Origin of the sequence: Erythrobacter sp. SCSIO 43205, assembly GCF_019904235.1 — a bacterium.
Lineage (GTDB): Bacteria > Pseudomonadota > Alphaproteobacteria > Sphingomonadales > Sphingomonadaceae > Erythrobacter.
On the sequence record NZ_CP063202.1, the window covers coordinates 2,474,815 to 2,496,291 of the forward strand.

Below are 21,477 nucleotides of genomic sequence, written 5' to 3' on the forward strand. Positions count from 1 at the left end.
CCGTATGGCAAAGAATTCGAATATGCGCCTTTTTGCAAAATGGCACATCTGGCTTGGCTGGCTCGTCGGGGTTCCTATTGTCATGTGGCTTGCAAGCGGGCTTTTCATGACGATCAAGCCTATCGACGAAGTGCGCGGTGATCACCTGCGGGTAGCGGTCGAAGATGCCCCTCTCGTTGTCGCGGACAGCGAGTTCGCGAACAGTGCCGATGCCGGGCTCAAAGAGATGCGCCTCGTCATGCAAGAGGGCCGCGCGGTGGCGCTGCTCACCACGCTCGACGGCACGGTCACCCGGATCGACTATGCTAGCGGAGAGCCAATTGCGCCTGTGACAGCCGAGAAGGCGCGCGCCATTGTTGCGCAGCACATCGTGGGCGGCAATAAAGTCACCTCCGTGCGCTTTTTCGAGGCCGATGAGGTGCCATTCGATTTTCGTCGCCCTCGCCCCGTTTGGCAAGTCACGCTGGAAGACGCGACCCACGTGTACGTTGGGCGCGACACTGGAGAGATCGAAGCGGTGCGCACGCAGTGGTGGCGCTGGTTCGATTTCATGTGGGGCCTTCACATCATGGATCTGTCCGAGCGCGAGGCGACCAGTCACCCAATCCTGATCCTGTTCGCTGGGCTTTCACTCATCGGAGCTATTTTGGGCTGCATCCTGATGTTCCGCCGCCGCAAATCGCGGATCAAGGCGCTCGCACCATGAACGAAACCGTCCTCACCCCCATCCTTGACTGGCTTGATGTCGCAGGGATTGCCGTCTTCGCACTGTCGGGCGCGCTGGTCGCTGCGCGCGAGCGACAAACATTTGTAACGATGGGCTTTTTCGCTCTGGTCACAGGCGTCGGAGGCGGGACAATCCGCGACCTTTTGATCGAGGCACCCGTCTTCTGGATGCACGACCCTTATGTCGCAGCTGTCTGCCTGGGCACGGCGCTGATAGTGTGGTTCACGCCGGTCACATGGTGGGATGGCAAGCTGCTTGATTATGCCGATGCGCTAGGGCTTGCCGCCTATGCGGTTCTGGGCAGTGCAAAGGCGCTTGCCTACGGAATTCCGCCTGTGCCCGCTGCTCTGATGGGAGTCATCACCGGCTGTGTTGGCGGGGTTATCCGCGATGTCGTGGCTGGACGGCCTTCGATCATCATGCAGCCTGAGCTTTACGTGACCGCCGCAGCATTAAGCGCCGCGATCACCGTAGGCGCGATGATGGCCCCGCTTGGAGTCAGCAATTGGGCAATCTGGATTGCGGCCTTTGTCGCAGGTTTCGCCTTGCGCGCCGCCGCCATTCGATTCGAAATGGGTCTTCCCAGTTATGGGGGGAAGGATGCCCCCTCCCCCACATCTGAACCCGATCAGTCGCGGAATTCTTCGCCCGGAAGCGGACCGCCAGGATAGGCGGGCAGTCGCTCGTCATCGGGATTGATCGCGATATTGGAGCCGTTTGTGCCACCCATATCAGTCGGATCAATCGCCAGATCAGGGCGGGTCGTGCCGCCTACATTGGCGCGTGCGCTGGCATAGCGATTGTCGGACAATTGTCCTTCGGCACGGGCAAAACTTTGCGTGCTGCCGAGCGAAGAGACACCCACGCTGCGGCCATAATCAATGCCGGAGATGCGGCCTGAATTGTCAATCTGGCAAGAGAAACCGGAGCCATCGAAAAGCGAGCCTGTTACGATCCAGCCAGAGCCAACGCGGCTTGCGCCATCGACGCTGTCAACGCGGATGTCCTGCTCGATTTCGTTGAGGCACATGGAAACGGCATTGTCGATGCCAGAGCCGCTGGTGGTGGAACGCACAGTGCTGCGGCGGTTTTCGGGCCGATAGCGATAATCACGCTCGCGCTCGACCACGACAACTTCGCGCTCACGCTTGCGATTGTTGTTCGCAGCGCTCGCAATGGCGGCGATCCCGCCAAGAATGGCAACGCCAGCGATCACATCGCCCGCGCTAACGCCCCGGCGGTGACGACGATAACCGCGCCAGCCCCCACGCCAGCCATAGCGGCCATATTCCTGCACAGTGTCAGCGCCCGGCGTGCGAGGCCCCAACGCATCAAGAGCGGTCGCACCCGTGGTGCTTGCGGTGGCTTGAGCGATAAATCCGGTCGCATAACCGGCTGTAGCAACCGGCGCCATTTCGGCGGCTTGCGCCTGTGCCGGAGTCAATGCGAGAGACGATGCGGCCAGCAGGCTTGCCCAAGCCGCCTTTTTGCCTGCAAATCGGTTTTGGTGAGCCATAAGCCCCCTCCTGTTGTTGTCAGTTTGAGGATGCGCCCACCAAACGCCCCTATAATGCAAACATAGTTAGGCGGCCCAGGCTTACGCAAGCCTGAACCGCCCTGGTGGGAAAGGTTAGAGGGTATTCAAGCGGTTCATCAAAGTCCGCGGATACCGCGGAAGTCGATTTGTGGTCGGCCGCGTCCTTCGACGTAGCAGGTAAACTTGCCGCGATCATATCCACGGTTGCCATAGCCGTATCCGCGTCCTTGCAAGCCCTGCACTTCCATGCGGCCCTTGACGCGCCAGCCGTAGCGGGTGCGGTCAATGTCGCGGATTTCGGTCACGTCGGCGTAGCGATAACCCCCGAAACGGCTCGCCTGACGTTCTGCGACGCGGATGCAGCGTTCGATGGCGCGCTGGCCGCCGCCGCGGTTATAGGCATAGCCATTATTGTAGCGGGTTCCACGGTAATCACCGCGATAATCGCGGTCGTTCTTGCTAAATGCACCTGCCAGAGCAGCGATGCCGCCGATGATAACGGCGCCGGCGATCACGTCGCCTGCATCAACACCGCGATCACGGCCACGGTCAGCCATGGCAGGGGTTGCAGATGCCAGGGCCATCGCGCCAGCCGCGCCGGTCGCAATAGTCCCGAGCGTGCCCTTTTTGAGTTTCTGGGTGAGTTTCGTCATTGGGTTCATCCTCGGGTTCTTCAGTTGGCGGGACCATTCCCGTTCACTGTGAAACCCTTTTAGATGAACGAAGATGAGGTGATTCTGAGCGAGCCTTGCAGGAGATGTTCAGGTAAGGGGTGTCTTTTATGAACGGCAATTCACTCAACCTCGCTTACGGAGGTATTTCATCAACTAAACCCCCTGTTGCGGCTTACTCCTCCAAGGCTGCCAGCACATCTCTGGTGAAGGCTGCGATGTCGAAGCGCGTGCCCACCATATCCTCACCCCGACGCACAATGACGACGTCGCGTGAGGGCACGACGACGATGTATTGCCCCCGATTACCTGCCGCGAGGATTGTGTCTTCAGGCACTCCCTCTTCCTTATCAAGAAGCCACCAGCCCGCGCCGTAGCCCCAACTGCGCCCCTCAGGCTGAGGGCCGCTTGGCGCAGAGACATAGTCGAGCCAGCCTTCTGGAAGGATGCGCGTGCCATCGCGGAGCACGCCGTCGTTGAGGTAAAGCTCGCCCAGATCGGCGAGATCGGGCGCGGTGGACCAGACTTGGCTTGAGAGGATGTAATCGCCTGCCCAATCCGTTTCGGCAACGGTGTGATCCATACCAACCGCCTCAAAGAACTTTGCCGGATCGAAATCCTCGTGCCGGTCTGTCACTGCCTTAACTGCCATGAGCGTGTCATTGTTCGCATAGCGGTAATGCGTGCCCGGCTTGTAGATGAGAGGCCAATCGGTGGCGGTTTCCTCAACCAATGCGCCGCCCGCATAGAGCGGATCGGTGCGATTGCCAGGCGTATCGGAATAACGGCCCGATGCCATGCGCAGGAGGTGGTCGATGGTAATCTGCCGCCTTGCATCCCAGCGCCATTCATCGCGCACGAGCCGGTCGTTCACATCAACGAGCCCCTTGTGCACCGCCACGCCAACAAGCGTCGCCGCTATGCTCTTGGCAACCGACCATGTGCGTTGAGGGGTATTGGCGCTAAAACCCGGCGCATAAGCCTCAAGATCAAGGTCACGTTCGCCGGTATCGCTCCATTGGCGGATGACAATGGCCGTCGTGCGCCCTTCCCCATAGGCATTGCCCATCGCCCCTCCAGTCGCCCGGTCGATGGCTTCCAGGCCGGCGGCTCCGTAGCGATCCATGTTTATATTGTCTTCGGTAAGCCACGGCTGCGCAGAGGGAGGCTGTACCTCCTCAGTAGCGATCGCGCCGGCCACTCCCATCGTCTCCGGCATACTCGGCTCAAGACCAATGGGCGCAAGCCTGCAACCGCTCTTCCATTCCGCTTCGGCAAAACGCGGGGGCATATCATCGGCCCAATCGACTTCGACATGGGCGACATAGCCATCACCGCCACGCAGCACGCGGTAATCAAGGTCGCGCACGATGGGATCGATGGCGAAATAGACCCCGGTCAGTTCCCATTCGTGGACGCTTTCTTCGGTGCGTGTGACGCCGTTGGCCTCTGCATTCGCAATCGCGCTGCATAGGAAAAGCGCCTTATACCCTGCTGCCAGTGCAAGGTTGTAGCGTTCATCAAGGCGCTCCTGGGCGGACTGTGCGGTGGCAGCGGCGCTGAGAGTGAGGGCGGCTGCGGCTAAGATGAGCTTCTTCATGACCGTTACCGTAAGCCTGCGCGCCCAAAAGAAAAGGGCCCGCTAGGAATGCTCCTGCGGGCCCATTTTTCTGTGCGTGCGCTCCGGACTTGATCCGGAGCCCATCTTCAAAGGCCGGAGATGGATTCCTGCTTTCGCAGGAAAACACGGCTGACTTACGCAGCAGCTTCTGCTTCTGCGTATTCGTCAACTTGGCTCATGTCAGGACCGGAATCCAGGCCGCGAGCGTCTTCGTCGCGGTCGACGAGCTCGATGATGGCCATTTCAGCAGCATCCGATGCACGTGGGCCAGCTTTGACAACGCGGGTGTAGCCACCGTCGCGGTCTTTATAACGCTCAGCCAGAACGTCGAACAGCTTCTTCAGCTGTGTTTCGTCCTGAAGCTTGCTCATCGCAAGGCGACGGTTGGAAAGACCACCGCGCTTGGCCAGCGTGATAAGCTTTTCGATGTACGGACGCAGTTCTTTCGCCTTCGCGCGGGTCGTGATGATTTGCTCATGCTTGATGAGGTTCGCCGACATATTGCGGAAGAGAGCCTTACGGTGGCCCGATTTACGCGAAAGCTTACGCTGTGAAATTCCGTGACGCATTGTATTTTCCTTGTTTGTAAAGGGCCCGTATCAGGTAGCCCAGTGCTGGTCCGATTTAGGGCACCGAACCTTTGCCCTTCCCGTCATTCCGGCGAAGGCCGGAATCCAGTTCCGAGCTTTCGCCAGTCTGGACCCCGGCCTACGCCGGGGTGACGGTGGTAGTTAGCCAAGCAGCTCTTGTTCCAACTTCTTGGCCATTTCTTCGATGTTCTCAGGCGGCCATCCGGGGATGTCCATTCCGAGGCGCAGACCCATGGAAGACAGCACTTCCTTGATCTCATTGAGCGACTTGCGGCCAAAGTTTGGCGTGCGCAGCATCTCGGCTTCGGTCTTTTGAACCAGATCGCCGATGTAGATGATGTTGTCGTTCTTGAGGCAGTTTGCCGAACGCACCGAAAGCTCAAGCTCGTCGACCTTCTTCAAGAGGTAACGGTTAAGCTGGTTGGCATCGTCCTCTTGCGGGGTCGCTGCCTGACCGATCATTGCGCTTTGTGGCTGTGGAATGCCGTCTTCGAAGTGGACGAACAAGGTGAGCTGGTCTTGAAGGATGCGTGCAGCATAAGCCACGGCATCTTCCGGGGTCACAGTGCCATCGGTTTCGACAGTGAGGCTGAGCTTGTCGTAGTCGAGCTCTTGACCGACACGCGCGTTCTCTACCTTATAGCTCACCTGACGAACAGGCGAATAAAGCGAGTCCACAGGGATGAGGCCAATCGGCGCATCAGCCGGACGGTTTTGAACAGCAGGAGCGTAGCCTTTGCCCACGTCAGCGGTCAGCTCCATATTGAGCGTCGCGCCTTCGTCGAGATGGCACAGGACGAGATCCTTGTTCATCACTTCGATGTCGCCGGTCACGGCAATATCGCCTGCTTTAACAGTCGCAGGACCGGTTACAGAAAGCTGGAGACGCTTTGGCCCCTCACCTTCCATTTTAAGAGCGATTTGCTTTACGTTGAGGACCATATCGGTGATGTCCTCACGCACACCTGCGAGCGATGAGAATTCGTGCAGCACGTTCTCAATCTTGATCGAGGTGATTGCCGCGCCCTGAAGCGACGACAAAAGCACACGGCGCAGCGCATTGCCCAAAGTCAGACCAAAGCCGCGTTCCAGCGGTTCGGCGACGAAAGTGGTCTTGCGCTGTTTGTCGCCACCTTCCTTGATTTCGAGAGCGTTGGGTTTCTTCAGTTCCTGCCAGTTCTTCATATTGACGGACATGGATTTCCCCTAAGTCGCTTACGTTAGCGGGTTGATTTAAAGTTCGGACTCAAAGCGCTCGTCAGCATCTGTGAGCCCGTTGAAGGAGCAGCGGCCGCCGCCCCTTGGGTGGGATCAAACGTCAGCCGGATTAGACGCGGCGACGCTTGGAAGGACGCACACCGTTGTGCGGGATCGGCGTCACGTCGCGGATTGACGTGATATTGAAGCCAACAGCTGCAAGACCGCGAAGCGCGCTCTCACGGCCTGAACCTGGGCCCTTCACTTCAACTTCCAGCGTGCGCACACCGTGCTCGGCTGCTTTCTTGCCCGCATCATCCGCTGCGACCTGCGCTGCGTATGGGGTGGACTTACGGCTGCCTTTGAAGCCCATCATACCAGCAGAGGACCAGCTGATCGCATTGCCTTGTGCATCGGTGATGGTGATCATCGTGTTGTTGAAGCTTGCATTGATGTGAGCAACACCAGAGGTGATGTTCTTTCTGTCGCGGCGCCTTACTTTGCCGGGTTCGCGTGCCATTTCATATATTCCTTTAACTCGTCAGAAGAGTGCTTGAACGCAGGGCCAAAAAGCCCGGCCAGCTTACTTCTTCTTGCCTGCAATCGGCTTGGCCTTACCCTTGCGGGTGCGGGCATTGGTGTGAGTGCGCTGCCCGCGAACGGGGAGCTGGTTACGGTGACGAAGGCCACGGTAAGAACGCAGGTCCATCAGACGCTTGATGTTCATCGCGGTGTTGCGACGAAGGTCGCCTTCCACCGTGTAATCAGCATCAATCGTTTCACGAATGCGCAAAACTTCCTCATCGGTGAGGTCTTGCACACGAGTAGTGTGAGAAATGCCCAGCTTGTCAGCGATTTGGACAGCCGTTGTGCGGCCAATCCCGTGAATATAGGTAAGCGCGATGATTACACGCTTGTTTGTGGGGATGTTTACCCCGGCAATACGAGCCACTTAATTCTCCATGCTCCACAAAGGTTTTGGTGCGTAATCACCGACCTTTATCTCGACGCTAAAAATAATCGGTCGACCTAAGACCCAAACAGGCCCTGAACCAACAAAAGTCCGGGTTGCACCACAATAGGCGGCGCTTGCCGGACAAGATTCGAATCTACCGAATGAAAGGGCGCTTACGGAAGTTGAAACTATCCGTCAACCGTAAGACGCACAAACCAAGGCGAGCCGCCCAAATAAGCGGTCGCTCACACATTACAAGGGCATCATATCCAAGACGGCGATAAGCGTCAAAACCAGTCAGTGGATTTGCGAAACGTTTTTACCCGTCCTACTCACCAAAATCGCCAAAGGCTTCGTCGACACTCGGGCCTTGAGGCTCGTCGGCAGGCTCTCGCGATCCGCCTGTGTTATTTTCCTCTGTGGCTATTTCCAAGGCTTCTTCTGGATCAATCGTGACAGGTGCATCGCTATCAGCTTCAGACCCCTCACCCGCATCGTCTGGAGTATCGCCTGTTGCCCCGTCCGCTGCTCCGTCCCCTGCTCCGTCCGCTGCTTCATCAGCCTCGCCAGACGACTCTGCACCTGGTGCAACAGGCGCCACCACCACGCCAAGCTCTTTGGCAAGACCAGTCAGTTGCAAGGTCATCACCCCATCAACCGCCTGGCTGATTACCGGGATCGGATAGCGCATCTTGCCGCCCACATTATATTCCCACACGATACGCGTGCGCGCTTCACCATCAGGGCCTTCATCCGCCTCGCTGAGCGCGATCGTAAGGATCCCTGCGACTGGTTCGCTTTTGCAAAGGACCAAGCGCGCCCTTCATCCGCAAAGCCACCTCAGGATAGGCCTGAATAACGCGCATATGCTCCACGCTGCCTTGCAGGGTGAAGCCGCCATCGGCAGTTTCAGTCTCAGGGATCGTTTCACAAAAACAACCGCCCGCCTGCGGGGTCAGCCGCAAGTTCGCGGCATCCGCTGACCATGTGTGCTCGTTCGACCACCAACGCGAAGGGCTTATCAATGCAAGCCATGTCGCCTTGCGATCAGCATCGACAACGGCCTCGGCCTTAGTGATGAAATGATCGTCATGCACCTCGACCCACCTCAGCCAGCGCCGGTGACGCGCCTAGCGCGCACAGGCCAAGCCCGCACAGGCCAAGCGAAAGGGGGGCAAGCAAATTGGTGGGGTTGCGATCGCGCAAAATTCTTCTCCTCCCGAAGTGGGAGGAATGCGTTAGAGTGTCATGCGTGCGGTGAAAAGGCCGCTCTTGCCAAAAAGCCGAGATCAGCCTTTGAGGACAGCGTCAATCGAAGCAGCAACCGCGTCAATATCAGCCATACCGTCAACCCGCTTTACGATGCCGCGCTCTTCATAGCGGGGAAGGATAGGGGCGGTTTTCTCGGTGTATTCCTTGTTGCGGGTGCGCACCGTCTCTTCATTGTCGTCGGGGCGGCGCTTGAACTCTATGGAACCGCAATTGTCGCAAACGCCCTCTTTCGCAGGCGGATTGGCAGTGTCGTGATAGAGCGCACCGCAATTGGCACAGGAAAAGCGGCCCGTGATGCGTTCAACCAGAGCGTCAAGATCAACGCTGAGTTCAATCACATAATCAAGCTTGCGGCCGTGCTTTGCGAGGATTTCGTCCAATTGCTCACCTTGAGCCGCAGTGCGAGGATAGCCATCGAAGATCGCTCCCTGGTCTGCTGGCATGGCAGCGATATTGTCATCGATTAGCTTCGAGACGATTTCGTCAGATACAAACTCGCCCCGGTCCATGATCGCCTTGGCCTCAAGCCCGACCGGAGTGCCCTCAGCCACTGCTGCGCGAAGCATATCGCCGGTCGATAGCTGCTTCATGCCATGGCGCTCAACAAGCCCTGCGCTCTGCGTCCCTTTGCCCGCACCGGGAGGTCCAAGAAGAATGATGTTCACGAAAAAACGCCCCTCTCTAAACCGCGCGATATTATCGGGGCAGTCCCCCATCAACGCAGCCGTGTCGAATATCGTTCCTGTGATGCCTTAACGCATCCGGCCTTTCAATTTAGCCTTTTTGATGAGATCGCCATATTGGTGCGCGAGCAAATGCGATTGCACCTGGCTGATCGTATCCACGGTTACGTTCACCACAATCAGAAGGCTGGTCCCACCAAGGAACAGCGGAATGCCTGTCTGAGCAATCATATACTCAGGAACCACGCAGACTACGGTGAGGTAGATCGCGCCAACGACGGTGATGCGGGTGAGCACATATTCAAGATATTCCGCCGTGCGCTTGCCCGGACGAATGCCTGGAATGAAGCCGCCATTTTTCTTCAGATTTTCCGCGTGCTCCTCCGGATCGAAGACAACCGCAGTGTAGAAGAAGCAGAAGAAGATGATGCCAAGCGCATAGAGCGTCATGTAAATCGGCTCGCCATGCTGGAGATACTGGTTCAGAGACTGGATCAAGCTGCCCGATGTCGAGGTCGTATCGATTGACTGACCCGCAAACGAACTGATCGTCAAAGGCAAAAGCAGAAGCGAGCTTGCAAAGATCGGCGGAATAACGCCTGCAGTGTTGAGCTTCAACGGCAAGTGCGAGCGATCAGCCTGCATCATGCCGCGCTGCGTTGCACGCTTGGGATATTGGATCAGCAAGCGGCGCTGAGCTCGCTCGACAAAGCTGATCAAAAGAATGAGCACCACGACCATCGCCAAAAAGCCGATGATGATGCCAGGTGCGATCGAGCCAGTACGACCGCCTTCGAACATATTCATGGCAAAGACCGGGAATTGGGCGACGATACCGGCCATGATGATAAGCGAAACGCCGTTACCAATACCGCGCGCCGTGATTTGCTCACCCAGCCACAGCAGGAACATGGTGCCGCCGACAAGGCTGATCACTGCGCCAATGCGGAACATATAACCCGGCTCAACCACAGCAGCGATACCTTGCTGCCCGGCATAGCTTTCAAGGCCGGTGGCAAGGAAGTACCCTTGAATGGCGCAAAGGAACACTGTGCCGTAACGGGTGTATTGGTTGAGTTTCTGACGGCCCGTTGCGCCCTCTTTCTTAAGAGCGGCAAGCGTTGGGTGAAGCGCCGAGGCCATCTGCACCACGATCGATGCGGTGATATACGGCATCACGCCAAGCGCCACGAGGCTCATATTCGCCAGCGCACCGCCGGTAAACATATTGAACATATCAAGGATCGTGCCCTGGTTCTGCTGAGCCAGAAGGTCCAGAGCCAGCGGGTTGATCCCGGGCAGCGGCACAAAGCTCAAAAAGCGGAACACGATCAGCGCACCAATGGTGAACCAGATGCGTTGGCGCAGTTCGGTTGCCTGAGCAAAATTGCCCAGGTTCAAATTGCTGGCGATATTATCGGCGCGTGAAGCCATTTTTATAGTCTATCCCGTGGATCTCGCCCGCTGTGTCGCGGAACATGGAGGCCTAGATAGGAATAGCAGGGCGAATTGTCGAACCCTGCGTGTCACTTTTCATCATCCCGGTGCGCTCAAATGCCGCACCGGGACGATAAAAGTTGATTACTCAGCGTCCGCTGCAGCTTTTGCAGGAGCGGTCACTTCGACGCTGCCGCCGGCTTTCTCAACCGCAGCAATCGCGCCTTTGGTTGCGCCGGTGACGACGAATTTGGCTTTCGCTTTGATTTCGCCTTTGCCAAGCAGCTTAACGCCGTCCTTGCCACCGCGCGCAAGGCCGGTTTCGCGAAGGACCTCTTCGGTGATGTCTTTCTTGGCGTCGATTTTCTTGGCGTCGATCCATTTTTGGACCATGCCAGTGTTCACTTCTGCAAAGTCTTTGCCGAACGGGTTGTTAAAGCCGCGCTTTGGCAGACGCATATGGAGCGGCATTTGACCACCGGCAAAGCCGTTGATCGCTACACCTGAACGGGATTTTTGACCTTTTTGACCGCGTGCAGCAGTTTTACCTTTGCCAGAGCCGATACCACGGCCCACACGCATACGGCCCTTACGGGCACCATCATTGTCACGGATGTCGTTGAGTTTCATCGTTGCACTCGCTTTCGCTTTCTAGATACGGCCCCACCACGGGGCAACGCGCTATTTGGAAGGCGCGCCACTAGCGGGAAGTGAGCGGGGGCGCAAGGGGAAATGGGGGGCCTTCCCTTGAAACCTGCACCAATAGTATGATAGTCCGCTTTTGAGGAGCAGATTATGGCCACGATCAGAAAAACCATCACGCTGAGCGACACTCAGGATGCCTGGATCAAGTCGCAGATTGCGCGCGGCGGGTTCACCAATGACAGCGAATACATCCGCGACCTCCTGCGCCGCGACCAAGAGGAGCAGACCAAGCTCTCCGACCTGCGCGAGGCGATTGCCGAGGGTCTGGACAGCGGCGTGAGTGAGCGTTCGCTCGATGAAATCTGGGCAGAGGGTGAAGAGCGCGCTCGAAAAGCCAATGCGTAAACTGTTGATCGGCCGTCAGGCTGACAATGATCTTGTCTCAATATCGCAATACACTTCTGCCGAATTTGGAGAGAGCCAAGCCCGCAAATATCGCGACCAGTTGCGGGGGTGCTTCAATGCCCTCCTCTCCAACCCGCATCTAGGCCGCAGCGCCGAGGAACTCGCACCGGGACTGCGACGGATTAGACAACAGGCGCACGTAGTTTTCTATCTGCCAACGGACGATGAAATCCTGATCGTTCGCGTGCTCCATCACAGCATGGATTTTGAGCGGCATTTATAACTCGATAGTTCTCACTTCACCAATTTTTGTTGCGACTTAGAGGGGCCATGACAAGAGGAATGAGCTTCGGTTTGGCAAACAATATTATTTTCTATCCAGGTTATTCGAGCAAGCATCAACGCGATAGCCACTCTGATAAATCTGATTGCCTGCTTCACTTTTCAGCGTTGGGTTGACGACCGAAACATAAACAGCCTCGCGGCCCAAAAGGAGATCGACAGTCTTCCGGACTCTTCCCATTCCCTCCCCGGGCGTGGCAATCCTGCAACAATTTGGATACTTCGTAAGGAATTGATCAACCGCGACAAGATCGATCTGAGCATCAGAATCGCCTCCCTTCACACCATCATCGCCAAAAACTACTGCGCGGATTTCGGGCAAGGCTTGTAGGTGGCTCCAAACTCCCTGTTCAATTATCGCATCACGGCTGGGTTGACTAAGTTTCGCCAAACAGACCGGACGTCCCGCGCCCGTTGTATTTTCCACGGACATCACCCAGCTCCCACCTAACAGCATGGGGAAAAGTAAAAGCAGAGTTATACGTCCTACCACTTACAGCCCTCATGATTTGTGTCCGAAGTCTCAACCAGTTTTTTCGCTTGAGACTTTCGCCGTTTTGATGCTCAATTTCGGGCCTGATTGCAATCAGCACCGCTCGGCCTACTCCCGATAAACCCCCACCCCATACTGGCACGGCTCCGCATCACAGCGGATCATCTTCACCCGGAAGACCGCCACCCGATCGTCCTCGGGCGCGAGCTCCACAATCGGAATGGCGTCCTCTTGGATGTCGCTGGCGATTTCGGAGCCCTCGTCATCGTAGATGCCGAGGTCGATGTCTTTGCACTGATCATCGCACAGGCCAATTGCGATGTAGCGCTCGCCGCCTTTGAGCGTGTAGCGCAGCGTGCCAGTCTCGCGCTCCTCGAGCACGCCGCCGTTGAAGGCTTGCGAGCTTGCGTAGCCGCGTCCGCGCGCGATTGCTTTTGCCTCGCGGGCTAGGTCCTTCACGATTTCTGCTGAGGTCCCCGGTGCAGCTGTAGTGGCGCAGGCCGATAGGCTGATGCTCGCCATCAGGCAGGCACAGACCGCCACGGTTCTCGATTGGTTCAAATTTTCAGTCCCCTACCGCGCAAACGGTGAGCGTGAGGGGTAGCACTCTCGGTTCTGTAAAACCACTCTCGTGCGCTCCTGCGAAAGGCTCTCCTGAGCCCGTCGAAGGGCAGGAGTCCAGCTTCGGACGTCGATGATGGGCTCCTGCTTTCGCAGGAGCGCACAAGCGCGACAACTCGCGGCCCAAACGCAAGCGGGCCCGCCATGCTGCTATCGCATGACGGGCCCGTCTTGAATGTCGCTATCGACTTGGAGTTAGTCGACTACCGTCACCAGATGCGGGATCTTGGCGATCGCGCCGCGAACTTCAGGGGTGTCCTGGCGCTCGACAACTTTGTGCATCTTGTTGAGGCCAAGACCGATCAGGATCTTGCGCTGGCTCTCAGGGCGACGGATCGGCGAACCGATCTGCTTGATTTTGATGGTAGCCATGATGGATTACTCCGCAATTGCAGCGGCATCGACTGCCGCTTCAGCTTCGCTGGCACCGCCACGACCCAGAAGGTCGGCAACTTTCTTGCCGCGACGCTGAGCCACTGACTTCGGCGAAGTCTGGTCGCTGAGCGCTGCGAACGTTGCGCGGATCATGTTGTATGGGTTCGAAGTGCCCACAGACTTGGTGACAACGTCGGCCACGCCCAGGCTCTCGAACACGGCGCGCATCGGACCACCGGCGATGATACCAGTACCCGGAGGCGCTGTGCGAACGGTGACCTTGCCGGCGCCAAAACGGCCATTGCCGTCGTGGTGCAGCGTGCGACCTTCTTTCAAAGGAACGCGGATCATCTTCTTGCGAGCAGCGGCAGTTGCCTTGGTGATCGCCTCTGGAACTTCGCGCGCTTTACCGTGACCAAAGCCAACGCGGCCCTGACCATCGCCAACAACTACGAGAGCTGCAAAGCCAAAGCGCTTACCACCTTTAACCGTTTTCGAGACACGGTTGATGTGGACGAGCTTCTCGATGATGCCATCATCTTCTTCTTCGCGCTTATTGTCGCGGCCACGGCCACGACCGCGTCCACGACCGCCACCATCGCGGTTGTTACCACCACGACCACGACCGCGACCCCGTTGCTCTTCAGCAGGCGCTTCGGTAGGTTGATCCGAAGGCTCTTGCGCAGCCGACTGATCGTCAGCCGCCTGCGAAGGCGTTTCAGCAACAGCCGGAGTTTCGGTTGCCCCTGTATCGGTTGCAGCACTTTCGGTTGCTGCTTCTTCTGGTTTGTTTTCGTCAGCCATCATTAGAACTCCAGCCCGCCTTCACGAGCGGCATCGGCCAGCGCTTTCACGCGGCCATGGAACAGGAACCCGCCGCGATCGAACACAACAGTGGTCACGCCGGCCTTCTTGGCAGCGGCTGCGATGTCCTTACCAACTTGGGTCGCGGCATCGACATTGGCACCCGACGTCTTTGCGCCAAGGGTCGAAGCGGCTGCCACGGTCTTACCCGCTGCATCGTCAATGACCTGTGCGTAGATGTGCTTGCCAGTGCGGTGAACGCTAAGGCGTGGTTTGCCTCCGCTGCGCGCTTTCAAAGCGGTGCGCACACGGCGACGGCGACGTTCAAAGAGAGATAGTTTAGCCATCTTACTTCTTCTTCCCTTCCTTGCGGAAGATATACTCGCCGCGATACTTGATACCCTTGCCCTTGTAAGGCTCAGGCTTGCGCCACTTGCGGATTTCAGCAGCAAACTGACCAACGGCCTGCTTGTCGATGCCGGAAATCTCAACCGTGGTTTGATCGGGCGTGTTAACGGTGAGGCCCTCAGGCACTTCGAGATCGACGTCGTGGCTGAAACCAAGCTCAAGCTTCAGGGTCTTGCCCTGCGCCTTAGCACGGTAACCAACACCGGAAATTTCCAGTGTCTTCGAAAAGCCCTCGGTCACGCCTTCAACCAGGTTCGAAACCAGCGTGCGCTGCATACCCCAAAAAGAGCGTGCCTGCTTGCTGTCATTCGCCGGGTTCACAGCGATCTCGTCGCCTTCCACCTTATAGGTGATGAGGTCTGACAGACCCATCGAAAGGGTGCCTTTTGGACCCTTAACGGTGAGAGTGCCGTTATCGATTGTGGCTGTAACCCCCGAAGGGATCGCCACTGCCTTTTTACCAATGCGGCTCATCAGAAGACCTCCGCAAGCACTTCGCCGCCGACCTTGTTTTCGCGCGCTTCAGCGTCCGAAAGGACACCACGCGGGGTCGAGACGATGGTGATGCCAAGGCCGTTGCGAACAGTCGGGATCTCTTGTGAACCCGAATAGACGCGGCGGCCCGGCTTGGATACGCGAGCAACGTGCTTGATCGCAGGCTCGCCTTCGAAATACTTCAGCTCAATGCGAAGCTGTGGGTGCTTGCCCGAAGCATCGTCGGAATAGCCACGGATGTAGCCTTCACGAGTGAGAACTTCGAGAACGTTTGCACGCAGCTTCGACGCGGGCGAAAGGACGCTGTCCATTTTCGCACGCTGGCCGTTGCGGATGCGGGTGAGCATATCACCCAGTGGATCGGTCATAGCCATCTGTTAGCTCCTCACCAGCTCGACTTGGTCAGACCGGGGATCATGCCCCGGTTGCCGAGATTGCGCAGCTCGATCCGGTTGATGCCGAACTTGCGATAATAGCCGCGTGGGCGGCCGGTGGTGGCGCAGCGATTGCGCACGCGGGTTGGGTTCGCATTGCGAGGAAGCTCAGCCATTTTGAGGCGGGCCATCAGGCGCTCGCTCTCATCAAGGCTCTCGTCATTCGCGATTGCCTTCAGCTTTTCGTACTTCGCTGCGTACTTCTTGACGAGAGCTTTGCGCTTCTCGTTCTTGTTGATCGAACTCAGTTTCGCCATTGGACTTAAGCTCTCTTCCTATTGAATTGCTGTCATGGAAGAGACGGACCTAGTTAGGCCGCCTCTTTCTGATCGCCTGCCTCACCTTGGAAGGGGAAGCCGAACAAACGCAGGAGCTCGCGAGCTTCTTCGTCGGTTTTGGCGGTGGTGGTTACGATGATGTCCATACCCCGGACTTTTTCGATCTTGTCGTAAGAGATCTCTGGGAAGATGATCTGCTCTTTGATGCCCATGGCATAGTTGCCACGGCCGTCGAACGAGTTAGGGTTGAGGCCACGGAAATCTCGGATACGAGGCATCGCGATGGTCACAAGACGATCGAGGAATTCGTACATACGCGCACGGCGAAGGTTCACCTTACAACCAATGGGCATACCATCGCGCAGTTTGAACTGAGCGATCGACTTCTTCGCGCGGGTGATAACCGGCTTTTGACCAGCAATCAGCGCCATCTCTTCAGCAGCCGTCTGGATCTTTTTCTTATCCTGGCTTGCTTCGCCAACACCCATGTTGAGGGTGATCTTTTCAATCTGAGGGACCTGGAGACGGTTGGTGTAACCAAACTTCTCAGTCATCGCCTTGACGATTTCGTCGTCATACTTGGCTTTAAGGCGTGGTGTGTAATCAGCCATCGATTGCCTCCCCACTCTTTACAGCAACGCGCACCTTCTTGCCGTCCTTTTCTTCAAAGCGGACGCGGGTGGGCTTGCCATCCTTTGGATCAGCCACGGCAACCTTGGAGATGTCCATCGGAGCGGGGAAACGCTCAATGCCACCTTGCGGGTTGATCTGGCTCGGCTTGCGGTGACGGGTTGCAACGTTCACGCCTTCGACGACAACTTTGCCCTCTTTTGGCATGACCGACTGGACAGTGCCTTTGCGGCCTTTGTCCTTGCCCGACAATACGACGACTTCGTCGCCCTTCTTGATCTTAGCAGCACCCATCTTAGAGCACCTCCGGAGCAAGCGAGATGATTTTCATGAAGCCCGCGCCGCGAAGCTCGCGAACAACTGGGCCAAAGATACGAGTACCAATAGGCTCGTTCGACTTGTTCACCAGAACAGCAGAGTTGCTGTCGAAACGGATCACACTGCCGTCTTTACGGCGAACGTCCTTTTTGGTGCGCACGATGACGGCGCGGTGTACGTCGCCTTTTTTCACCTTAGCGCGCGGCTGAGCCTCTTTAACAGAGACTACGATCACGTCGCCAACGGAGGCAAAACGCCGCTTAGACCCGCCCAGTACTTTAATGCACTGGACGCGCTTTGCGCCGCTGTTGTCCGCGACGTCGAGATTGGATTGCATCTGGATCATGGATCCGGTTCCTTCTCTTGGCTTACTGGGACACCCGACTGTGACCGGGGCTCAGCAGTTCCATCGTCAAAATGCCTTCCCCAAAAGGAAGACGCGTCAATTAGTTACCCGCTGCCTCGACATCGAGGTCAGCTTCAACCGCCTGAACCCCGCCGGCCACAACACGGTCTTTCACGATCCATGTCTTGGTCTTTGAGATAGGCTTGGTTTCTTCGATACGAACGACATCACCAATGGTGTACTCATTGGCTTCGTCATGCGCGTGATACTTCTTCGAGCGACGGATGATTTTCCCGTAGAGAGGGTGTTTCACCTTACGCTCGACCAGAACGGTCACGGTTTTGTCGGTTTTGTCAGAGCTGACAGTACCGGTAAGAATACGCTTTGGCATTGTCTACTCCTTACGCTTTTGCAGCCGCGGCACGCTCGTTTTGGAGCGTTTTGATCTGAGCGATCGTGCGGCGCACTTCTTTGATGCGTGACGGCTTCTCAAGCTGGTTGGTCGCAGCTTGGAAACGCAGGTTATACTGCTCGCGCTTAAGCTCGGTCAGTTCAGCTGAAAGCTGATCGTCGGTCTTTGCGCGCAGGTCTTCAGTGGTAGCCATTACTTGTCACCTCCCAAGTGCGAGGTGTCGCCGAAACGGGCAACGACCTTGGTTTTGATCGGCAGCTTCATAGCAGCGCGTTCGAATGCGAGCGCGGCCACTGGGCCTGGTACACCGTCAAGTTCAAACATGATGCGGCCTGGCTTCACGCGGGCTGCCCAGTATTCAACAGAGCCTTTACCCTTACCCTGACGAACTTCAGCAGGCTTCTTCGAAACCGGCACATCGGGGAACACGCGGATCCACAGGCGACCTTGACGCTTCATCGCACGCGTGATCGCACGGCGAGCCGCCTCGATCTGTCGCGCTGTGATACGATCTGGCTCCATGGCTTTGAGGCCATAAGAACCAAAGTTCAGCGTGGTGCCGCCCTTGGCGTTGCCATGGATCTTGCCCTTGAACGCCTTGCGGTATTTGGTTTTCTTTGGTTGCAGCATTTTCTCTTACCTATCATGCGGTCCAGCTCAGCGAGCCGGACGCACTCCTGAGGTTTGCGATTCCATCATCAGGCGATCTTGCGCGGTCGGATCATGGCCAAGGATCTCGCCTTTGAAGACCCACACCTTGATACCGATGATGCCGTAAGCGGTAAGCGCTTCGGTTTCCGCATAATCGATGTTGGCGCGCAGCGTATGCAGCGGCACACGACCTTCGCGATATTGCTCGACACGGGCAATCTCAGCGCCGCCAAGACGGCCACCGCATACGATCTTGATGCCTTCAGCACCCAGACGCATAGCAGATTGCATGGCGCGCTTCATCGCGCGGCGGAATGCCACACGGCGAATAAGCTGATCGGCAATGCCTTGAGCAACGAGCTTGGCGTCGATTTCCGGCTTGCGGATTTCAACGATGTTCAGCTTCACTTCGCTCTCAGTCATCGTGGAAAGCTTGGCGCGCAGCTTTTCGATGTCTGCACCCTTCTTACCGATGATGACACCCGGACGAGCCGCATAGATCGACACGCGGCAAAGCTTCGCCGGACGCTCGATCACAACCTTGGAGATCGCTGCCTGTGGCAGGTTCTCAAGGATGTACTTACGGATCTTGATGTCCTCAGCGAGGAGCCCCGCGTAGTCGCGCCCTTCGGCGTACCAGCGGCTATCCCAAGTGCGGTTGATCTGAAGACGCAGACCAATTGGATTACTCTTCTGACCCATGGTTTATGCCTCTTCCTGTTCGCGGACAACGATGCGCAGCTTGCTGAATGGCTTCAGGATGCGCGTCGACTTACCACGACCGCGCGTATGGAAACGCTTCATCGTGATCGACTTGCCAACCGATGCTTCAGCAACGACGAGCGCATCGACGTCGAGATCGTGGTTGTTTTCCGCATTGGCAATCGCGGATGCGAGAACCTTGCTGGCGTCTTTCGCCATCGCCTTCTTGGAGAACGCGAGGATGTTGAGAGCTTCTTCAGCTTTCTTACCGCGGATAAGCTCGGCAACGAGGTTCAGCTTCTGAGCGGAGCCGCGAATTTGCGTGCCCACTGCCAGAGCCTCGTTGTCAGCAACGCGGCGGGGAGACTTTGCCTTACCCATTATCGCTTGCCCTTCTTGTCAGCCGCGTGGCCGGGGAAGTTGCGCGTAGGAGCGAACTCACCAAGCTTGTGGCCAACCATTTCTTCCGAAACAGCTACGGGGATGAATTTCTGACCGTTGTAAACGTTGAACGTCAGGCCAACGAATTGCGGCAGAATAGTCGAGCGGCGTGACCAGGTTTTGATCGGCTTTGCATTGCCGGCATCCTGTGCCTCTTCGGCCTTCTTGAGAAGGCTGAGCTCGACAAACGGACCTTTCCAGACGGAACGTGCCATCGTGCGCTTACCTCTTCTTCTTAGCGTGACGCGAACGGATGATCATCTTATCCGTCTGCTTGTTCTTACGAGTGCGAGCACCCTTGGTCGGTTTGCCCCATGGCGTCACTGGGTGACGACCACCAGAGGTCCGGCCTTCACCACCACCGTGGGGGTGATCAACTGGGTTCTTCGCAACACCACGAGTGAGAGGACGACGGCCCTTCCAACGAGTGCGACCGGCCTTACCGAAGTTCTGGTTCTGGTTGTCAGGGTTAGAAACCGCGCCAACCGTGCCCATGCAATCGCTGCGAAGGTAACGCTGCTCGCCTGAGTTCAAGCGAACGATCACCATGCCGCGGTCACGACCAACGATCTGGACATACGCACCAGCAGAGCGAGCGATCTGACCGCCCTTGCCCGGCTTCATCTCCACATTGTGGCAGATGGTGCCGACCGGCATTTGACCCAGAAGCATGGCGTTGCCAGGCTTGGTGTCGACCTTTTCGCCAGCAATCACGCTGTCACCAACAGCCAAACGCTGAGGTGCGATGATGTAGGCAAGCGTGTCGTCTTCATACTTGATAAGCGCGATGAAGGCGGTGCGGTTAGGGTCGTATTCGATACGCTCCACAGTCGCTGCCATATCCCACTTACGACGTTTGAAGTCGATGATGCGGTACTTCTGCTTGTGACCACCAGCGATACCGCGTGATGTCACATGGCCTTTGTTGTTACGGCCGCCAGTCTTGCGCTTGCCTTCGCTGAGCGACTTTACCGGGCCGCCTTTGTGCAAGCCAGTTTTGTCGACCAGAATAAGGCCACGGCGAGCCGGGCTTGTCGGGTTGTAATTCTTAAGTGCCATTAGCCGACCTGCTCAGTGATATCGATCATTTCGCCCTCGGCGAGACGCACCACTGCTTTCTTGAAATCGGAACGCTTGTAGGGCTTGCCCCGCCAGCGCTTGGTTTTGCCTTTAACAAGGATGGTGTTCACCGAGACGACCTTGGTCGAATAGATGGCTTCCACCGCTTCCTTGATCTGCGGCTTGGTCGCGTCGTTCGCTACCTTGAACACAACACCGTTCGATTCCGACGCCATGGTCGATTTCTCGGTGATGTGAGGGGCGAGGATCACGTCATAGTGCCGCGCGTCAACTGCGTCTTTCTTAGCCATTGAAACGCGCCTCCAGCTTAGCGACCGCATCCTTGGTCAGGACAAGCGTGTCGTGGTTGAGAATGTCGTAGACGTTCGCGCCAGCTGCCGGCAGGACGTTTACGCCCTTGAGGTTGTTTGCAGCACGCTTGAAACCAGCGTCCACAGCCTCACCGTCGATCACAAGGACTTTGCCGGCAAAGCCGTGCTTGTCGAAGTGAGCCTTGAGAGCTTGCGTTTTAGCGTCTTTCAACTCGAGGCTATCGAGAACAACAAGACCGTCTTTGGCTTTGGTCGAAAGAGCCATTTTCAGACCCATTGCTCGAACTTTCTTGTTCAGCGACTGGTTGAAGTCACGCTTGCGCGCGCCGTGGGCCTTACCACCACCGATAAAGATCGGAGCACCGCGATCGCCGTGACGAGCGGTACCACCACCCTTTTGACGACCAAACTTTTTGCCCGTGCGAGCAACATCTGAACGCTCACGCGTTGGACGCGCCGTACCGCGGCGGTTTTCGAGCTGCCAAGTGACAACACGATGCAGGATATCAGCGCGAGGCTCTACACCGAACACATCATCGTTGAGTTCGATATCGCCCGAGGCTTTCCCGTCGATTTTCTGGACCTTCACCTTCATG

36 protein-coding genes are annotated in these 21,477 nt (G+C 57.1%); 4 read left to right on the forward strand and 32 right to left on the reverse strand.

Annotated elements, in window-relative coordinates:
• Nucleotides 1-4: 4 nt before the first annotated feature.
• On the forward strand, nt 5-706 hold the full coding sequence (locus INR77_RS11670) for a PepSY domain-containing protein (RefSeq protein ID WP_223071215.1): 702 nt from the start codon (nt 5-7) through the stop codon (nt 704-706).
• Nucleotides 703-1,398, forward strand: coding sequence for a trimeric intracellular cation channel family protein (locus INR77_RS11675; protein WP_223071216.1), 696 nt, complete (start codon nt 703-705; stop codon nt 1,396-1,398). The genes INR77_RS11670 and INR77_RS11675 overlap by 4 nt, the downstream gene beginning before the upstream one ends.
• Here INR77_RS11675 and INR77_RS11680 read toward each other — a convergent pair.
• The 12 genes from INR77_RS11680 to rplO form a co-directional block, all read right to left on the reverse strand.
• On the reverse strand, nt 1,356-2,243 hold the full coding sequence (locus INR77_RS11680; RefSeq protein WP_223071217.1) for a hypothetical protein: 888 nt from the start codon (nt 2,241-2,243) through the stop codon (nt 1,356-1,358). The two genes, INR77_RS11675 and INR77_RS11680, sit on opposite strands and share 43 nt — an antisense overlap.
• A gap of 137 nt (nt 2,244-2,380) precedes the next feature.
• Nucleotides 2,381-2,917: a hypothetical protein gene (locus INR77_RS11685; RefSeq protein WP_223071218.1), complete on the reverse strand. Its 537-nt coding sequence runs from the start codon at nt 2,915-2,917 to the stop codon at nt 2,381-2,383.
• A gap of 193 nt (nt 2,918-3,110) precedes the next feature.
• Nucleotides 3,111-4,535 carry a serine hydrolase gene (locus tag INR77_RS11690; protein ID WP_223071219.1) on the reverse strand — a complete coding sequence of 475 codons (1,425 nt, stop codon included), beginning with the start codon at nt 4,533-4,535 and terminating at the stop codon, nt 3,111-3,113.
• Between the two features lie 155 nt (nt 4,536-4,690).
• The gene (gene rplQ, locus INR77_RS11695; protein ID WP_223071220.1) at nt 4,691-5,125 is read right to left on the reverse strand and encodes a 50S ribosomal protein L17; all 435 of its coding nucleotides are present in this window, start codon (nt 5,123-5,125) and stop codon (nt 4,691-4,693) included.
• Nucleotides 5,126-5,287: 162 nt separating this feature from the next.
• A complete protein-coding gene (locus INR77_RS11700; protein WP_223071221.1) occupies nt 5,288-6,343 on the reverse strand; it encodes a DNA-directed RNA polymerase subunit alpha in 1,056 nt (351 codons plus the stop codon).
• Nucleotides 6,344-6,473: 130 nt separating this feature from the next.
• Complete coding sequence (gene rpsK, locus INR77_RS11705) at nt 6,474-6,863, reverse strand: 30S ribosomal protein S11 (protein WP_007164597.1); 390 nt, start codon at nt 6,861-6,863, stop codon at nt 6,474-6,476.
• Between the two features lie 63 nt (nt 6,864-6,926).
• A complete protein-coding gene (gene rpsM, locus INR77_RS11710; protein ID WP_223071222.1) occupies nt 6,927-7,295 on the reverse strand; it encodes a 30S ribosomal protein S13 in 369 nt (122 codons plus the stop codon).
• Between the two features lie 331 nt (nt 7,296-7,626).
• On the reverse strand, nt 7,627-8,112 hold the full coding sequence (locus tag INR77_RS15925) for a hypothetical protein (protein ID WP_255573765.1): 486 nt from the start codon (nt 8,110-8,112) through the stop codon (nt 7,627-7,629).
• Complete coding sequence (locus tag INR77_RS15930) at nt 8,048-8,395, reverse strand: hypothetical protein (RefSeq protein ID WP_255573766.1); 348 nt, start codon at nt 8,393-8,395, stop codon at nt 8,048-8,050. The genes INR77_RS15925 and INR77_RS15930 overlap by 65 nt, the downstream gene beginning before the upstream one ends.
• A gap of 192 nt (nt 8,396-8,587) precedes the next feature.
• On the reverse strand, nt 8,588-9,235 hold the full coding sequence (locus INR77_RS11720) for an adenylate kinase (RefSeq protein ID WP_223071223.1): 648 nt from the start codon (nt 9,233-9,235) through the stop codon (nt 8,588-8,590).
• A gap of 87 nt (nt 9,236-9,322) precedes the next feature.
• Nucleotides 9,323-10,687 carry a preprotein translocase subunit SecY gene (gene secY / locus INR77_RS11725; RefSeq protein WP_223071224.1) on the reverse strand — a complete coding sequence of 455 codons (1,365 nt, stop codon included), beginning with the start codon at nt 10,685-10,687 and terminating at the stop codon, nt 9,323-9,325.
• A 147-nt stretch (nt 10,688-10,834) separates the two neighbouring features.
• Nucleotides 10,835-11,320, reverse strand: a complete 486-nt coding sequence (gene rplO / locus INR77_RS11730; protein WP_223071225.1) for a 50S ribosomal protein L15 — start codon at nt 11,318-11,320, stop codon at nt 10,835-10,837.
• A gap of 165 nt (nt 11,321-11,485) precedes the next feature.
• On the opposite strand from rplO, the gene INR77_RS11735 reads away from it, so the two are divergent.
• Together INR77_RS11735 and INR77_RS11740 are read left to right on the forward strand one after the other, a co-directional pair.
• Nucleotides 11,486-11,740, forward strand: a complete 255-nt coding sequence (locus INR77_RS11735; RefSeq protein ID WP_223071226.1) for a type II toxin-antitoxin system ParD family antitoxin — start codon at nt 11,486-11,488, stop codon at nt 11,738-11,740.
• Complete coding sequence (locus tag INR77_RS11740; RefSeq protein WP_223071227.1) at nt 11,733-12,023, forward strand: type II toxin-antitoxin system RelE/ParE family toxin; 291 nt, start codon at nt 11,733-11,735, stop codon at nt 12,021-12,023. The genes INR77_RS11735 and INR77_RS11740 overlap by 8 nt, the downstream gene beginning before the upstream one ends.
• Nucleotides 12,024-12,107: 84 nt before the next feature.
• Here the strand turns inward: INR77_RS11740 and INR77_RS11745 are convergent, their stop codons facing one another.
• The 20 genes from INR77_RS11745 to rplD all read right to left on the reverse strand — a co-directional run bounded on the left by INR77_RS11745 (nt 12,108) and on the right by rplD (nt 21,476).
• A complete protein-coding gene (locus INR77_RS11745) occupies nt 12,108-12,515 on the reverse strand; it encodes a hypothetical protein (protein WP_223071228.1) in 408 nt (135 codons plus the stop codon).
• A 168-nt stretch (nt 12,516-12,683) separates the two neighbouring features.
• Nucleotides 12,684-13,136, reverse strand: coding sequence for a hypothetical protein (locus INR77_RS11750; RefSeq protein ID WP_223071229.1), 453 nt, complete (start codon nt 13,134-13,136; stop codon nt 12,684-12,686).
• A 255-nt stretch (nt 13,137-13,391) separates the two neighbouring features.
• The gene (rpmD, locus tag INR77_RS11755; protein ID WP_223071230.1) at nt 13,392-13,568 is read right to left on the reverse strand and encodes a 50S ribosomal protein L30; all 177 of its coding nucleotides are present in this window, start codon (nt 13,566-13,568) and stop codon (nt 13,392-13,394) included.
• Between the two features lie 6 nt (nt 13,569-13,574).
• On the reverse strand, nt 13,575-14,378 hold the full coding sequence (gene rpsE / locus INR77_RS11760; RefSeq protein WP_255573767.1) for a 30S ribosomal protein S5: 804 nt from the start codon (nt 14,376-14,378) through the stop codon (nt 13,575-13,577).
• Nucleotides 14,378-14,722: a 50S ribosomal protein L18 gene (gene rplR, locus INR77_RS11765; protein ID WP_223071231.1), complete on the reverse strand. Its 345-nt coding sequence runs from the start codon at nt 14,720-14,722 to the stop codon at nt 14,378-14,380. The genes rpsE and rplR overlap by 1 nt, the downstream gene beginning before the upstream one ends.
• Nucleotide 14,723: 1 nt before the next feature.
• Nucleotides 14,724-15,257 carry a 50S ribosomal protein L6 gene (gene rplF, locus INR77_RS11770; protein WP_223071232.1) on the reverse strand — a complete coding sequence of 178 codons (534 nt, stop codon included), beginning with the start codon at nt 15,255-15,257 and terminating at the stop codon, nt 14,724-14,726.
• A complete protein-coding gene (rpsH, locus tag INR77_RS11775) occupies nt 15,257-15,652 on the reverse strand; it encodes a 30S ribosomal protein S8 (protein ID WP_223071233.1) in 396 nt (131 codons plus the stop codon). Before rpsH ends, rplF begins: the two co-directional genes overlap by 1 nt.
• Before the next feature lie 11 nt (nt 15,653-15,663).
• The gene (rpsN, locus tag INR77_RS11780) at nt 15,664-15,969 is read right to left on the reverse strand and encodes a 30S ribosomal protein S14 (protein WP_223071234.1); all 306 of its coding nucleotides are present in this window, start codon (nt 15,967-15,969) and stop codon (nt 15,664-15,666) included.
• 53 nt (nt 15,970-16,022) lie between these two features.
• Nucleotides 16,023-16,601 (reverse strand): 50S ribosomal protein L5, encoded by a 579-nt coding sequence (rplE, locus tag INR77_RS11785; RefSeq protein ID WP_223071235.1) that lies wholly within the window; start codon nt 16,599-16,601, stop codon nt 16,023-16,025.
• Complete coding sequence (gene rplX, locus INR77_RS11790; protein ID WP_223071236.1) at nt 16,594-16,914, reverse strand: 50S ribosomal protein L24; 321 nt, start codon at nt 16,912-16,914, stop codon at nt 16,594-16,596. Before rplX ends, rplE begins: the two co-directional genes overlap by 8 nt.
• 1 nt (nt 16,915) lies before the next feature.
• Complete coding sequence (gene rplN / locus INR77_RS11795) at nt 16,916-17,284, reverse strand: 50S ribosomal protein L14 (RefSeq protein WP_223071237.1); 369 nt, start codon at nt 17,282-17,284, stop codon at nt 16,916-16,918.
• A 100-nt stretch (nt 17,285-17,384) separates the two neighbouring features.
• On the reverse strand, nt 17,385-17,675 hold the full coding sequence (gene rpsQ / locus INR77_RS11800) for a 30S ribosomal protein S17 (RefSeq protein WP_223071238.1): 291 nt from the start codon (nt 17,673-17,675) through the stop codon (nt 17,385-17,387).
• Between the two features lie 10 nt (nt 17,676-17,685).
• Complete coding sequence (gene rpmC, locus INR77_RS11805) at nt 17,686-17,889, reverse strand: 50S ribosomal protein L29 (protein ID WP_223071239.1); 204 nt, start codon at nt 17,887-17,889, stop codon at nt 17,686-17,688.
• Nucleotides 17,889-18,326, reverse strand: coding sequence for a 50S ribosomal protein L16 (gene rplP / locus INR77_RS11810; protein WP_223071240.1), 438 nt, complete (start codon nt 18,324-18,326; stop codon nt 17,889-17,891). Before rplP ends, rpmC begins: the two co-directional genes overlap by 1 nt.
• A gap of 27 nt (nt 18,327-18,353) precedes the next feature.
• Complete coding sequence (rpsC, locus tag INR77_RS11815; RefSeq protein ID WP_223071241.1) at nt 18,354-19,049, reverse strand: 30S ribosomal protein S3; 696 nt, start codon at nt 19,047-19,049, stop codon at nt 18,354-18,356.
• A 3-nt stretch (nt 19,050-19,052) separates the two neighbouring features.
• A complete protein-coding gene (gene rplV, locus INR77_RS11820; protein ID WP_223071242.1) occupies nt 19,053-19,430 on the reverse strand; it encodes a 50S ribosomal protein L22 in 378 nt (125 codons plus the stop codon).
• Nucleotides 19,430-19,705, reverse strand: a complete 276-nt coding sequence (gene rpsS / locus INR77_RS11825) for a 30S ribosomal protein S19 (RefSeq protein WP_223071243.1) — start codon at nt 19,703-19,705, stop codon at nt 19,430-19,432. Before rpsS ends, rplV begins: the two co-directional genes overlap by 1 nt.
• A 7-nt stretch (nt 19,706-19,712) precedes the next feature.
• Nucleotides 19,713-20,549, reverse strand: coding sequence for a 50S ribosomal protein L2 (gene rplB, locus INR77_RS11830; RefSeq protein ID WP_223071244.1), 837 nt, complete (start codon nt 20,547-20,549; stop codon nt 19,713-19,715).
• On the reverse strand, nt 20,549-20,860 hold the full coding sequence (locus INR77_RS11835) for a 50S ribosomal protein L23 (protein WP_223071245.1): 312 nt from the start codon (nt 20,858-20,860) through the stop codon (nt 20,549-20,551). Before INR77_RS11835 ends, rplB begins: the two co-directional genes overlap by 1 nt.
• Complete coding sequence (rplD, locus tag INR77_RS11840) at nt 20,853-21,476, reverse strand: 50S ribosomal protein L4 (RefSeq protein ID WP_223071246.1); 624 nt, start codon at nt 21,474-21,476, stop codon at nt 20,853-20,855. The genes INR77_RS11835 and rplD overlap by 8 nt, the downstream gene beginning before the upstream one ends.
• Nucleotide 21,477: the final 1 nt, after the last annotated feature.